The following is a 12,833-nucleotide window of genomic DNA, read 5'->3' on the forward strand; positions in this document are numbered from 1 at the left end:
AAAGCGTGAAGCGCCTGTCTCATCTGGCACCCTTGAGAATCCAGGCCGCCAGTGTCTGGGTGTCGGCATCGCTGAGTGCGGGCTGGGCAGGCATGGGCACCGGCCCCCATTTGCCGGAGCCGCCGGCCTTGATGCTCTTGACCAGGTAGGCCTGTGCATCGGCCTGGGCCGCATATTTGCTGGCCACGTCCTGAAACGCCGGGCCTACCAGTTTCTGCTGCGCCGCATGGCAGGCCATGCAGGCGTTCTTCTGCGCCAGCGCCTGATCCGCCTGCGCCAGCGCAGGAACAGCCAGCCCCAGAAGCACCGTCAAGCCACCCAGCCAGAATGCAGTCTTCATCGCTTGGTCTCCTTATATTTATATATAAGCATGTTGTTATTTAAAGTATCGACCAGGATGCCCAATTTGAAATCCCGCGCTAACCCTCGTTATTCCTGAACAGGAACAACGAGGCTCAGCGCCCCTGCAGCGCCGCGCGGGCCGTCTGCATGCGCTCATCCAGATAAGCGCCATAGAAGTCGGGGATGGAGCTGCCGCTCAAGCGCTCGGCCACCTCCTTGTGAGCGGCTCCATAGAAGAGCACGGTCGGCGCGACCTCGATGCCCAGTTGCCTGACCATGTCGCCATGCGTGGTCGCCGCGCCATTCCAGTCCTGCAAAGCCTCACGCGACAGAAAATGAATCTGGGTCACCAAGGCCCCGGAGCGCTGCAGCGGCAGCAGATGATGCTCGCGCACCAGCTTGCAGAACGGACAGCCATGCAGGCTGGCCATCACCACCAGCGGCTGCTTGCGGGCCAGCGCCAAGGCCAGGTCATGCCGCAGACTCTGGCTGGTGGGCAGCAGACGCTCCGAAGCATCGAGCGCCGCCCACGCCGGTGCCGCGCCCGCCAGCAGCAACTGCAAGCACAGTCTTCTGCGGGCATCAAGGAAGCGGGCCGTGGCCGTCACGGCTTTTCCTGCTCCATCAGCAAAAAGGTGTTGTAGGCATTCATGCGATTGGCTTCCTTGAACAGCGGGTAGGCCGAAAACCTGGACCAGTCCGTCGCCTGATAGGCCTCGTCAAACGGGTCGAGATTGGCGGCGGCCTTGCCCATGGCTTCGCGCAGATAGTGCAGATAGTCACGCGTCAGCTGCATGTCCTGGCGTGGTTGCTCGGAGGCCGGGCCGTGGCCCGGCACCATGACCTTGACGGGCAGCCTGAGCAATTCGTCCAGCGCGGCAATCCAGTGCCGGCTGTCGGCCTGGCCCACATAGGGAATGCGGTTGCGAAACACCACATCGCCGATGAAGAGCACGCCGCTTTGCGGCAGGAAGATGGCCGTATCCTCCGGCGTATGCGAGGGCCCCATGTGCTGCAGCACAAGGTCCACGCCCCCGACCCTGAGCGTGGAGCTGTCGCCCGACACCCATTGACTCGCCGGCACCAGGCGCGTGCTCCGGTCGACCCAGGGAGCCAGATCCTTGCGCGAAGCCTCAAGCCGCAGATGCGCGGTCTCGGAGTTGATGTATTCACGCGCCTGGGCATGGGCCACGATTTTGGCGCCCAGTGCCTCGAACACCTGCAGGCCATAGATGTGGTCGGCGTGATAGTGGGTCAGCAGCACATGGCTGATGGGCTTGGGCGTCAGCGTGCGGATTTTCTGCACCAGCTCCTCGGCCAGCGCGGGCGAGCCCAGCGCATCGATCACGACCACGCTGTCTGCGGTGATGACAAAGCCCGCGTTGGAGATGAAATTGCGATTGGCCGCACTGCCCAGTGCCGATACACCCTGCACGAAAAACACATTGGGCGCCACCTGCTGCAGCGCCATGACGGGTGCGCTGGCCGCCACGGGAGTGCCCGCCACGGGGGTGCCCGCCACGGGGTGCCCATCATGCGCAGCCGCTGCACCCGGCGCTGCGATGGTCGCTGCGATTGCCATTCCTGCAAAGCTCCCCAGCGCAGCTCCTGCCCAGCTTGTCATCGCGGTGTCTCCCTTGCGTGTGCAGCGACCGGCGCCATCGAAGCCGCCACTAGCGCTTGCCCTATTTTTGAATGCCTGCCTCCCCATTAATATAAGCAAGTGGCAATATTTAACCAGCAGCATCTTCCCTGATGCCCACAGACACCACAGGAGACCTTCGATGAAGCGCCAACTTGTTGCCCTGAGCTTTGCCCTGTGCACGGCGATTGCCGCTGCACAGGATGTGAAAGTGGTCTATCACGTCAACACCGGCGTGGAGACGGCGGCCGCCATACTCGGCAATATCACCAACGAACTCAATGCCTCGCCCACCGACAAGATCGTGGTGGTCACCCACGGGCCCGGCATAGACTTTCTGCTGAGCAACGCCAAGGACAGCAGGGGCCGCGAGTTCAGCGGCCAGGTCAGCGCGCTGGCGGGGCGCGGCGTGGAGTTCAAGGTCTGCAACAACACGCTGCAGACACGCGAGCTCGAAGCCTCCAGCCTGCTCATGGAAGCGTCGGTCGTCCCCTCGGGCGTGGCCGAAGTGGCGCGCCTGCAGGCCAGGGAAGGCTTTGTCTATCTCAAGCCCTGAGCTGGAAGCGGGCATGAAAAAAGGCGCCGCAGGCGCCTTTGCTTCGAGGGCTCCAGCCCTCAGTTCTGTTCGATGGCAATCTGCACGCAGATGGTGCGGCACATATGGACGACCTTCTCGTTGGCGATGAAGTAGTAGATGCTGACCCCTTCGCGCCTGCGGCCCAGAATGCCGGACTGGTACAGCGTGTTCAGATGCTGCGACATATTGGGCTGGGTGGTGTCTATGGAAGCCAGCAGCTCGGAGACGTTTTTTTCTCCGTTGCACAACGCGCTGATGATCTTCAGCCGCATGGGCGCGGCCATGGCCTTGAACAGCTCGGCCGCACTCTCGAACACGCTGTCATCCTCAAGCTCTGACGATTCCATGAAACACTCCTGGGCACCTTGGCGGCCTGCAAGCGTCCCGTCTGGATTGCGTGCCGTGGTGCATGGCGCCAGTTTATAGGAAGGTCATGCAGCGTCTGCCATCGCCCGACGACAAACAATGACGGGCATCAGGCAATCCCAAAAAAAGAAGCAGCTAGCGCTTGATTGACAATGATTTTAGGAACTTTCCTATCTGAAATCCATTGTTGATGTGCAAAAGCAGCTATCAAAAATCAGGTGGGCTTCCAGTCCAGAGACCAGGCACCGCTTTGCACGTTCTGCAGCCACAGGCAGCAGCTCAGGGTCTTGGCGTCCGTGACCTGGCCGGTGCGCACGCCTTCCAGCAGTTCGGCAGCCGTCATGCTGCAGACATCCAGAAACTCGTCGGCGTCGAGCTGGCGCTCGCCCGCAGTCAGGCCGCGCGCGAAGAAGATGTGAATGATCTCGTCGGAGTAGCCGATCGCCAGATGCATGGGCCCGGCATAGGCCCATTCGCGCGCGCTGTAGCCGGTTTCCTCCAGCAGCTCGCGCTGGGCGCAGATCAGCGGCAGCTCGCCCTCATCCAGCTTGCCTGCGGGGAACTCGGTCATGACCCGCCCCACGGGGTAGCGAAACTGCCGCTCCAGCAGCACGCGGCCATCGTCGAGCAGCCCGATCACCACCACGGCACCGGGGTGCACCACATACTCGCGCGTGGCCTGCCCGCCATGGGGCAGGCGCACGGTATCGAGCCTGACCTGCAGAAAACTGCCCTGGTGTACCAGCTCGCTCTTGATGGGATGCTCAATCAGATGGGCTTCCTGAATTTCGGGGTCTTGTCGTGTCATCGCTGACTCATCCTTCACACGCGCCGTGGCGACAGCGCAAAAACATGCATGGGCTCAATCTTCGCAGAAGCGGGCTTCACTTTGCTGCACTCAGACCATGACACTCCCCAGCCTTACCAGCCAGATGGAAATACAGCGCCACCAGTTCGGCCGCGTGGCGGTGTTTCGCGGTGCCAAGGGCGGCAAATACCCGGATGGCAACCAGATCATGATCCGCGGCAGCGACACGCTGGCGGTACTGGACACGCCTATCGTGGCCAACCATATCGGAGCCGAGTTCGATGCCGCCGAGCTGGTGGTGATGGGCCATGTGCATGAGGACCATATGGCCGGCCTGCACCGCCTGCCAGACGCACAGGTCTTTGCTCACCTGAGCGATCTGGCGGCGCTGCAAAGCTGGGAGGGCCTGGTAGCCACCTTTGGCTGGGCCGATTCGACTCAGGCCGACATCATGCGCAGCAAGCTGGAGAGCGAATTCTTCTACGCGCCCAGACCCGATGCCAGGGGCTACGAAGATGGAGCCGTCTGGGGGCTGGGCCAGTCGCAGATTCGCGCCATTCATATGCCGGGCCATACGGCGGGCCACAGCGTGCTGCTGATCGAGCCCGAAGGTGTTGCCTTTATCGGCGATATCGACCTGACGGGCTTCGGGCCCTATTACGGCGACGCCTGCTCCTGTCTGGCGGACTTTCGCCGCAGCCTGGCGCGGCTGCCCGAGATCGAGGCCAGGATCTGGGTGACTTCGCACCACAAGGGCATTTACACCGAGCGCGAGACGTTTGTGCGAGACCTCAAGCGCTTTGCTGCGGTCATTGACGAGCGCGGTGCACGCATTCTCGAATGGCTGGCGCAGCGGCCCATGACGCTCGCCCAGATGGTCGAGCAGCGCCTGCTCTACCCGCCGGGCTTTGATGCGCCATGGGTACGGGGGGCCGAGGCGCGCAGCATTTCCCAGCATCTGGACGAACTGCTGGCGGCCGGAGAAATCCTGCAGCAGCGCAACGCGCAGGGCGAAGACCTTTATCTGAGGGCTTGAATCCAGAGAGATAAAAAAGCCGACTTCTCAGGGAAGTCGGCGTGGCCGGGCGCCCGGCCACGCATCCACCAGGCAAGCGTGACAAACGCACAGCGGCTACCCCTTGGCTGATGAGCCGGTCCCCGTCACCCGGGCTTTGAGATTCAGGCCACAGCGTCCATGGGCTTGCGCAGAAAGCCCTGATTGGCGCCCTTGCGGTTGGGCGCAAAGCCGTTCCTGGCCAGGGTTTCGTCGGCAGTTTCGTAGAACACGCCGATCTGCTTGATATCGCGCGCCTGCCGGGCCGTGGCAATCGGGCGCCCGAACTCGCCCGCAATGCGCACCAGCTGCCTGATCTGCTCCACGGTGCTCATCTTGCCCGTGCGGGTCTGGTTCCACAGCACGTCTTCGATACCGCAGCGCACATGCAGGCCCAGGGCCATGCCGATCATATTGATGGGCAGCACGTTCAGCACCGAGCTCTCCACGGTCACGATGGCGTTGTCAGGCACGGCGCGCAGCATATTGGCCAGGTTGTAGATATTGGCCTGGTCCATGCCGCCGCTGATGGCGACCCAGTTCATGACCAGCGGGCCTTTGTAGACGCCGCGGCGGATCATGCGCTCTATCGTTTCGAAGCTGTTGATGTTGTAGACCTGGAAGGCGCTCTGGATGCCTTTTTCGGACAGGCGGCGGATATGTTCCTCGATGAAGCTGGGGTTCGAAGGAACAATCATGTCCTTGTAGGTCTTGTGCAGATGCGGGAAGCCGCGCGAGACACCGCGGAAGTCGTCTTCGCCGGCATGCTCGGTCACGTTCATCTGCGTGGTGTTGACGGTCACCGTCACCTGATCGGGCACGGGAGTCAGCTCGGCCAGCATGTGGCGGGTGTCGTCGGAGAGCCACTTGGCCTGGCCATCCGGGCCTTCGGGCGCAAAGCTGATGGAGCCGCCGACCTGGATGATCATCTCGGGCACCCGCTCGCGCACGCCGGCGATCAGCTCGTTGAACTTGGACAGGCGCTTGCTGCCCTTGCCATCGTCTTCACGCACATGCAGGTGCAGCACGGTGGCACCGGCCTCATAGCAGTCCACAGCCTTCTGGATCTGCTCTTCCATGGTGACGGGAATGTCCTCGGGGAAGTCCGAGGGAATCCAGCCCGGAGCGTAGGGGGCGGCCGTGATGATCAGCGGCTGCTGATTTTCGGGATACAGGTGACCGTCAAGAAAGTTCATGGTTGTCGTCTCCGGTTTGAGTGCGGGAAATCAGTGTCTGGACCAGCGGCAGCAGGGCATTTCAGCCCCTTGCCGATGCGTGAGGCCAGTATCAAGCGCGGTGCGGGATGCCACTTTGCATTTCAGGACACGCACTTTCTCAATCACGACAGGGCCGGCAAGCCACGCCTGAAAGCGAGACAGGCAGCAAAGCTGCGCCAAGCGCTTTGCGGGCCGCAGACTCAAGCTGCCGCAGCCTGCGAACGACATCACCCGCATCGGGTAAGTGCGGGGTACTGCAGTCATCAAATGCGAAGTCGCAGGCATGAAACGTCAAGTCCGGCGACTGGCCGCCAGCCATGATGAATTGCTGCATTCCTCCACACGGGCACCTGCACGCAAGGACATGCCAGCCGATTCAGCGCCGTATCTGCACTCTGCCAGGAGCGAGATCGGCAGCTTGACGAATGCCAGACCCCATGACAAAACGACAGGAGACCTCCATGACAAGCGCCGTGAATTTCGCAGAACCCGCCACGCCATCACGCAAGCAACATAGGCGCAGCATGGTTCAAAGCCTGCGCTGTTGCGCCGCCGTGCTTTGTACCGGCCTGCTAGCGGGTACGGCTGCGCAGGCCCAGACCCCGGCCCCCGCCTGGCCCAGCAAGCCCATACGTATCGTCATTCCTGCACCTCCGGGCGGCATCACTGACGGCGTGGCGCGTCTGGTGGCCGATCATCTGCAGACCAATCTGGGCCAGCCCGTGGTGGTGGACAACAAGCCCGGCGGCTCGGCCGTGATTGCCGAGCGCGCCGTGATGAATGCACCTGCCGACTGGCACACGCTGATGATTGCGCCCTCCAGCGTCTGGACCGACTTTCCGCTCACCGTGAAGACGCCGTTCGATGTACACAAGACCTTCACCTATGTCTCGGATGTGGCGTCCATGGTGCACATGCTGGTGGCCAACAACAGCTTCCCGCCCAACAGGATTCAGGAAGTGCTGGACTACGCGCAAAAGAGCAGCAGCCCGGTCAATATCGCCAACCTGAGTCCCGGCACCCGCTCCGACATGCTGGGCGAGCTGCTGAGCGAGAAAAGCGGCGGCAGGATCACCGCCGTGCCTTACAAGGGATCGGCCCCGGCCATCGTCGACCTGATCGGCAATCAGGTGCAGCTGACCTTTGAGGTGGTGACCAATGCCGCCCCGCTGATCAAGGCCGGCAAGATCAAGGCCCTGGGCGTGGTTTCACCCAGCCGCTCGCGGCTGCTGCCCGATGTGCCCAGCTTTGCCGAACAGAACATGCCCGACTTCGTGCTGCCCGATGCCAGCGTGGGTCTGTTCGTGCTGAGCAGCACGCCTGCGTCCTTGGTCCAGAAGGTGCGCCAGGAAATGGACAAGGTGACCCAATCCCCCAAATTCCAGGCGCAGCTCAGGAGCCAGGGCTTTGATGCGCCCCAGCCGAGCACCATGCCGCAGCTGCAGCAAAAAATGCTGAGCACGGTGGAGCAGAACCGCAAAATTCTGAGCAAGCTCAGAGTCGCCGGCAACTGAAGGAAGCTGGCGTCGCCGTCCTCATCTCACGGGCGGCATCTTGGTAGTGTGTTTGGCGGGCCCTTGCGGCCCGCCTTTTTATGCGCCGCCCTGGCCTTCGTGTTGCGCCCTGGCGCGGCTGTCCTTGGCACTGCAGCCAAACTGGCTCTGATACCAGCGCGAAAAACTGCTGGGGGCCGTAAAGCCCAGCAACTCGGCCACTTCGGTCAGCGAGCGGCTGCTCTCGAACACATAGCGCACGGCCAGCTCCTTGCGGATATCGTTCATCAGCGAGGAAAAGCTCTGACCCTTTTCCGTCAGCCGCCGCTGAATGGTGCGTGGCACCACACCCAGGTGCTCGCTGACCTTCTCAATGCTGCAGCGGCCGCTGGGCAAGAGCAGCAAGATGGTGCGGCGCACATCGTCCAGCACCGCATCGTCGCTCACGGGTGCCACGGACTCCAGCAGCTTTTGCGCATAACGCACCATGGCGGGGTCGGCGAACTCGTTGCGCGTATCGAGATCGGCCTTGGCGCAGACAATGCAGTTGAACTCCTGGTTGAACTCCACGCGCTGGCCGAACATCAGGTGGTGCATGCTCAGGTCCTTGGGCGCGGCATGCTCGAAACACACCATGCGAGGCTGCCAGTCGCGACCTATCAGCTGCCGAATGGCGCGCACCATCACGCCCAGCGCCAGCTCCACGCGCTGGCGCGTAGGCTCATGGGCACGGCCGGCCAGCAACAGCTCACGGATCAACACCGTGTCGGCCTGCTCGTCCAGCTCCAGCGTCATGGCGCCGTTGAGCAGGGCCAGATGACGCACCAGCAGGTTCAGCGAATCGCGCAGCGTGGCCTGATCGCGGATCAGCAGGCCCACCGGCCCCATATTGGACAGCAGGCGCGAGCGCGCCATGCACAGACCAAAGCTTTCATTGCCCGACTGCGTGGCCGAGGCCTGCAGCAAACGCCCCACCTTGTCCACCGGGATCATCAGATCCGGCTCGTCGAGCACCGCAGGGCTGAGACCAGCATCGAGCAGCATGCGCACGCCATTCAACCCCGAAGCCTGGGCGACTTCGGCGTAATTGGTCAAGCAGGCTGCGCGAACGAGAGAGGCCATGGGGTTTCACTAACTTGGCACTAATTGCAAAGCACCAGTCATGTAATGACAAGCGCCGATCGAGGGGAGTTTTCACACTGGCGACATTGATTCTATAAGGAGACTTCCCAATGAAAAACGAGGTTGGCGCAGCACCCGCCCTTATCCGCTCCAGCTCTTTGACCCGCTCTCTGGAAGTCAATCCTCTGACCTGTTCCATCGGTGCGGAGCTGGCCAACGTTCATCTGGGTGCGGCCGCCGAGGACGAAGGCCTGATGGCCGAGATCCGCCAGGCGCTGCTCAGGCACCGCGTGATCTTTTTCCGCGACCAGGACATCACACGCGCCGAGCATGTGGCGTTTGCGCGCAAGTTTGGCGAACTGGAAGACCACCCGGTGGTGGGCAGCCACCCCGAGCACCCAGGCCTGGTGCAGATCTACAAGACCCCCGACAGCCCTCTGGACCGCAACGAGAACTCCTGGCACACCGACGCGACATGGCGCGAGCAGCCACCCATGGGCTGCGTGCTGCGCTGCGTTGAGTGCCCGTCCGTCGGCGGCGACACCATGTGGGTGAACATGGTGATGGCCTATGAGAACCTGCCAGCCGACATCAAGGTCAAGATCGAGCACCTGCGTGCCCGCCACAGCATCGAAGCGAGCTTTGGTGCCGTCATGCCTATCGAAAAGCGCCTGGCACTCAAGGCCCAATACCCCGACGCGGAGCACCCCGTGGTGCGCATCCACCCCGAAACCGGCGAGAAGATTCTGTTCGTCAACAGCAGCTTCACCACCCATTTCACCAACTACAACACACCCGCCAATGTGCGCTTCGGCCTGGACAAATCGCCCGGCTCCTCGCAACTGCTCAATTACCTCACCAGCCAGGCAATGATTCCCGAGTACCAGGTGCGCTTCAAGTGGCGCAGGAACAGCGTAGCCTTCTGGGACAACCGCTCCACCCAGCACTACGCAGTGATGGACTACCAGCCCTGCCACCGCAAGATGGAACGCACGGCCATCATCGGCGGCCCCACGGACTGAGCCAGGAGACAGAAGATGACCTTGAACCACACGATTCTCATCATCCCCGGCCTGCGCGACCATGTGCAAGAGCACTGGCAGACGCTGCTGGCCAAGGAGCTGGCTGCGCAGTCCATCCCCTGCGTTACCGTGCCGCCGCTGGAGCAGGACAAGCTCAGCTGCCAGGCCCGCCTGGACGCGATCGACCGTGCACTGGACGGCATCGCCGGCCCCGTCATCATCGTGGCGCACAGCGCCGGCTGCATGATGGTCGCGCACTGGGCGCTGCGCCGAGCCCGTCCCATTCTCGGAGCCTTGCTTGCTGCCCCCGCCGATGTGGAAACCCAGATGCCTGCCGGCTACCCGCCCAAGGATGTGCTGGCAGCCCACGGCTGGACGCCCATCCCGCGCCAGCGCCTGCCGTTTCCCACACTGCTGGCAGCCAGCAGCAATGACCCGCTGACCCAGTTGGAGCGCGCGCGCAGCTTTGCGCGCGACTGGGGAAGCGAGCTGGTGGAGCTGGGCCCCCAGGGCCACCTGAACCCGGCCTCGGGCCATGGCCCCTGGCCGCAGGCAAAACAGCTGATCGAGGATTTGCAGGCGCGGATCGAAGCCCGTCAGCCCGAACCAACGGCCTGAGCCGCCAGACGACCATCACGATGAATGCGCAGCCACCCACAAACTATAAAAGGTGCGCGCAGATGGGGAGCCAGATCTCCCCGTTGAAGGAGACAAGCAATGAAGGCAACGACACCCGCCTCGCGCAAATCAGTGGACACCGCAGCTTCTCGCACCGCGACAGCCAGCGCACTGCGCCGGAAATCAGGCCTGGCCGTCATGGCCGTGGCCGCCAGCCTGGCCTTGCCCGCACAGGCCGAGCAGACCGCAGACTGGCCGACCAGGCCCATACGCCTGATCGTCACCGGGCCTGCCGGCGGCACGGCCGACACCCTGGCCCGTCTGCTGGCAGAGGGCATGACGCAGGAGCTCAAGCAGCCCGTGATCGTGGAGTCCAAGCCCGGAGCTTCGGGAGCCATCGGCATCCAGGACCTCAAGTCGCATGGAAAGAGCGGCTATACCTTCCTGGTGATTCAGGACGGAGCGCTGAGCGAGGCACCGCAGGCCCAGAAAGTCAGCTTCGACCCCTTCAAGGACCTGACGCCGCTGGCCCAGCTCACACGCACCGGCCTGGTCATGGTTGCCAACAAGGACCTGCCTTTTCAGACGCTGCCCGAGTTCATCAGCTACGCCAGGCAGCAACGCGACGGCGTGGACTTTGCCTCCTACGCCACGGGCCTGAAGGGCCACACCTCGGGCATGCTGCTGGGCCAGTTGGCCAAGATCAATATGCGCCATGTGGGCTACAAGGGCTCGCCCCCTGCTCTGGTGGACCTCATGGGCGGCCATGTCCCGGTGATGTTCGATGGAGTCACCACTTCGCTGCCCCTGATTCACAGCGGCAAGATCAGGGCGCTGGCAGTCGTCTACCCGAGCCGCCTGCAGACTTTGCCCGAGGTGCCGACCTTCTCGGAGCTGGGCTACCCCCAACTTTCCAAACCAGGCTGGTTTGCCGTGTGGTCCCATCCGCAAACCCCGGCAGCCATCCAGCAGAAGCTGCGGGATGTGGCGCTGGCGCATTTCCGCAAGGAGGCCGTTCTCAAACAGCTCGCTTCGCTGGGCATGGAGCCCGGCCAGCCGCTGAGCACAGCCGAGATGACGACCGACCTCCAAGAAGCCAGCCGCAAGCAGGCGGCCCTGCTCAAGTCCCTAGGCTACAAGCCCGAGAACTGAAGCCCGGGTCCTTGAGCAATTGCTCTCAAGCGGCCCCATTACTTATCTGATTCAAGCCCTCTGCCCGGTGCCCCCTTGGCACCGTGGGCGGCTGCACCCGGCTCAAGTCCTTTGGCGGGATTCGAGCCGGGGCTTGTCTGCGCCTTCAGCCCATCCCCAAGGCCCGGGTCCGGCCTTGCGCTGCTGTGTTTCTCGTCGGTTTGCCTTCAGGCATCTTTTTTCAACGGTTCAAGGAGACATGAATGACTACAAGAAAAATGGCTTTCAATGCGCTGAGCGCTCTCGCATGCACGCTGGCGCCGCTGGCGGCTTCGGCGCAATCGTCGGTGCAGATCTACGGCGTGGTGGATATGGCCGTATCCAACTACCGAGGCGCGGGCGCGGGCTCGCGCCAGATGCTGACCTCCAGTGGCAACCAGGCCAGCCGTCTGGGCTTTCGGGGCCGCGAAGATCTCGGCAGCGGTCTGGCCGCCGGCTTTGATCTGGAAGCGGGCCTCAATACCGACAACGGTACCGGCCAGGCCTCCAACACCAACAACCAGCCCTCAGGGGCAGGCAGCGGCAACGGCCTGAGCTTCAACCGCAAGTCCCTGGTCTATCTGCAGAGCAAGCAATGGGGTGAGGTGCGCCTGGGCCGCGACTATGTGCCCGCCTTCTGGAACATGTTCAACTACGACCCCTTTCGCCTGGGCGTAGGCATGAGCCTGCATGTGCTGCACGGCACGACGGTGACGGGCTTTCGCGCGTCGAACAGCATTGGCTACCTCTCGCCCGGCTGCTCCAGCTCCAGCTGCAAGGGCCTGTTCTATCAATTGATGACGGCATTCGGCGAAAACGATGCCGGCCCCAACCGCCAGGACGGCCGCGTCTATGGTGCACGCCTGGGTTATGGAGGTGATAACTGGGATGCAGCCGTCGCCATCACGACCACCAAGAACCGCGCCGCCGACGATTACAGGCAGATCAATGCCGCCGCCTCCTACCTCTGGGAGGGCCACCGCCTCATGGTTCTGGCTGCCGATCACCGCACCGGCAACCGCCTGGCAGGCCTGGACAACGCCAACCATGTGCGCTACTGGCAGCTGGGCGCCATCTGGAAGGTCGGCAACGACAACATCCCCATGAGCTTCATGCGCCTGAGCCGCAACGACAACAGCGGCAGCAGCTCCAACAAGTACGCCGTGGGCTATGTGCACAACCTCTCCAAACGCACTGCCCTCTACGGCACCTATGCCTATGTGGACAACCGCGGCAGCATCAACCTGCCGGTGGCCACGGGCGCTCTGCAGGGCCCGATCCCGGTCGCTGGCGGCAATGCCTCGGGCTTTGACATCGGCATTCGCCACACGTTCTGAGTCCAATCCATGGCAACCGGCGTCTGCCGGTTGCCGATTTCCGGACTCTGGCCAGAGGGCATCAA

At 62.9% G+C, this 12,833-nt stretch carries 14 protein-coding genes; 7 read left to right on the forward strand and 7 right to left on the reverse strand.

Features of this window, described 5'->3' with window-relative positions:
• Positions 1–19: 19 nt before the first annotated feature.
• The 3 genes from O987_RS16730 to O987_RS16740 form a co-directional block, all read right to left on the reverse strand.
• Entirely contained in the window at positions 20–340 is a 321-nt protein-coding gene (locus O987_RS16730) for a c-type cytochrome (RefSeq protein ID WP_019042822.1), read from the reverse strand.
• 115 nt (positions 341–455) lie between these two features.
• Entirely contained in the window at positions 456–950 is a 495-nt protein-coding gene (locus tag O987_RS16735) for a hypothetical protein (protein ID WP_043373615.1), read from the reverse strand.
• Positions 947–1,966, reverse strand: coding sequence for an MBL fold metallo-hydrolase (locus O987_RS16740; protein ID WP_043373617.1), 1,020 nt, complete (start codon positions 1,964–1,966; stop codon positions 947–949). The genes O987_RS16735 and O987_RS16740 overlap by 4 nt, the downstream gene beginning before the upstream one ends.
• 160 nt (positions 1,967–2,126) lie before the next feature.
• Between O987_RS16740 and O987_RS16745 the strand changes: the two genes are divergently transcribed.
• Complete coding sequence (locus tag O987_RS16745; RefSeq protein ID WP_043373619.1) at positions 2,127–2,540, forward strand: DsrE family protein; 414 nt, start codon at positions 2,127–2,129, stop codon at positions 2,538–2,540.
• Positions 2,541–2,599: 59 nt separating this feature from the next.
• Here O987_RS16745 and O987_RS16750 read toward each other — a convergent pair whose 3' ends face one another.
• Positions 2,600–2,908: an ArsR/SmtB family transcription factor gene (locus O987_RS16750; RefSeq protein ID WP_003053925.1), complete on the reverse strand. Its 309-nt coding sequence runs from the start codon at positions 2,906–2,908 to the stop codon at positions 2,600–2,602.
• Between the two features lie 233 nt (positions 2,909–3,141).
• Positions 3,142–3,735 (reverse strand): NUDIX domain-containing protein, encoded by a 594-nt coding sequence (locus O987_RS16755; protein WP_043373622.1) that lies wholly within the window; start codon positions 3,733–3,735, stop codon positions 3,142–3,144.
• A gap of 97 nt (positions 3,736–3,832) precedes the next feature.
• On the opposite strand from O987_RS16755, the gene O987_RS16760 reads away from it, so the two are divergent.
• Positions 3,833–4,771: an MBL fold metallo-hydrolase gene (locus O987_RS16760; RefSeq protein ID WP_019042827.1), complete on the forward strand. Its 939-nt coding sequence runs from the start codon at positions 3,833–3,835 to the stop codon at positions 4,769–4,771.
• Positions 4,772–4,914: 143 nt separating this feature from the next.
• Here O987_RS16760 and O987_RS16765 read toward each other — a convergent pair whose 3' ends face one another.
• The gene (locus O987_RS16765; protein ID WP_043373625.1) at positions 4,915–5,985 is read right to left on the reverse strand and encodes a 3-keto-5-aminohexanoate cleavage protein; all 1,071 of its coding nucleotides are present in this window, start codon (positions 5,983–5,985) and stop codon (positions 4,915–4,917) included.
• Positions 5,986–6,467: 482 nt separating this feature from the next.
• On the opposite strand from O987_RS16765, the gene O987_RS16770 reads away from it, so the two are divergent.
• Positions 6,468–7,520: a Bug family tripartite tricarboxylate transporter substrate binding protein gene (locus tag O987_RS16770; RefSeq protein ID WP_235214169.1), complete on the forward strand. Its 1,053-nt coding sequence runs from the start codon at positions 6,468–6,470 to the stop codon at positions 7,518–7,520.
• Between the two features lie 78 nt (positions 7,521–7,598).
• Here the strand turns inward: O987_RS16770 and O987_RS16775 are convergent, their stop codons facing one another.
• Complete coding sequence (locus O987_RS16775; protein WP_043373628.1) at positions 7,599–8,621, reverse strand: AraC family transcriptional regulator; 1,023 nt, start codon at positions 8,619–8,621, stop codon at positions 7,599–7,601.
• A gap of 110 nt (positions 8,622–8,731) precedes the next feature.
• On the opposite strand from O987_RS16775, the gene O987_RS16780 reads away from it, so the two are divergent.
• The 4 genes from O987_RS16780 to O987_RS16795 all read left to right on the forward strand — a co-directional run bounded on the left by O987_RS16780 (position 8,732) and on the right by O987_RS16795 (position 12,768).
• Positions 8,732–9,643: a TauD/TfdA dioxygenase family protein gene (locus tag O987_RS16780; protein WP_051962202.1), complete on the forward strand. Its 912-nt coding sequence runs from the start codon at positions 8,732–8,734 to the stop codon at positions 9,641–9,643.
• A gap of 15 nt (positions 9,644–9,658) precedes the next feature.
• On the forward strand, positions 9,659–10,261 hold the full coding sequence (locus tag O987_RS16785; RefSeq protein WP_019042832.1) for an RBBP9/YdeN family alpha/beta hydrolase: 603 nt from the start codon (positions 9,659–9,661) through the stop codon (positions 10,259–10,261).
• 99 nt (positions 10,262–10,360) lie between these two features.
• On the forward strand, positions 10,361–11,413 hold the full coding sequence (locus tag O987_RS16790) for a Bug family tripartite tricarboxylate transporter substrate binding protein (RefSeq protein ID WP_043373631.1): 1,053 nt from the start codon (positions 10,361–10,363) through the stop codon (positions 11,411–11,413).
• 242 nt (positions 11,414–11,655) lie between these two features.
• Positions 11,656–12,768, forward strand: a complete 1,113-nt coding sequence (locus tag O987_RS16795) for a porin (protein ID WP_235214170.1) — start codon at positions 11,656–11,658, stop codon at positions 12,766–12,768.
• The last annotated feature ends 65 nt before the right edge of the window (positions 12,769–12,833 follow it).

The sequence above is a fragment of the Comamonas testosteroni TK102 genome (assembly GCF_000739375.1).
Classification (GTDB): Bacteria; Pseudomonadota; Gammaproteobacteria; order Burkholderiales; family Burkholderiaceae_C; genus Comamonas; species Comamonas brasiliensis.

Coding starts and splice junctions, on each gene's coding strand:
- O987_RS16730 (WP_019042822.1), bottom strand. CDS start 340: ATGAAGACTGCATTCTGGCTGGGTGGCTTGACGGTGCTTCTGGGGCTG.
- O987_RS16740 (WP_043373617.1), bottom strand. CDS start 1,966: ATGACAAGCTGGGCAGGAGCTGCGCTGGGGAGCTTTGCAGGAATGGCA.
- O987_RS16745 (WP_043373619.1), top strand. CDS start 2,127: ATGAAGCGCCAACTTGTTGCCCTGAGCTTTGCCCTGTGCACGGCGATT.
- O987_RS16750 (WP_003053925.1), bottom strand. CDS start 2,908: ATGGAATCGTCAGAGCTTGAGGATGACAGCGTGTTCGAGAGTGCGGCC.
- O987_RS16755 (WP_043373622.1), bottom strand. CDS start 3,735: ATGACACGACAAGACCCCGAAATTCAGGAAGCCCATCTGATTGAGCAT.
- O987_RS16760 (WP_019042827.1), top strand. CDS start 3,833: ATGACACTCCCCAGCCTTACCAGCCAGATGGAAATACAGCGCCACCAG.
- O987_RS16765 (WP_043373625.1), bottom strand. CDS start 5,985: ATGAACTTTCTTGACGGTCACCTGTATCCCGAAAATCAGCAGCCGCTG.
- O987_RS16770 (WP_235214169.1), top strand. CDS start 6,468: ATGACAAGCGCCGTGAATTTCGCAGAACCCGCCACGCCATCACGCAAG.
- O987_RS16775 (WP_043373628.1), bottom strand. CDS start 8,621: ATGGCCTCTCTCGTTCGCGCAGCCTGCTTGACCAATTACGCCGAAGTC.
- O987_RS16780 (WP_051962202.1), top strand. CDS start 8,732: ATGAAAAACGAGGTTGGCGCAGCACCCGCCCTTATCCGCTCCAGCTCT.
- O987_RS16785 (WP_019042832.1), top strand. CDS start 9,659: ATGACCTTGAACCACACGATTCTCATCATCCCCGGCCTGCGCGACCAT.
- O987_RS16790 (WP_043373631.1), top strand. CDS start 10,361: ATGAAGGCAACGACACCCGCCTCGCGCAAATCAGTGGACACCGCAGCT.
- O987_RS16795 (WP_235214170.1), top strand. CDS start 11,656: ATGACTACAAGAAAAATGGCTTTCAATGCGCTGAGCGCTCTCGCATGC.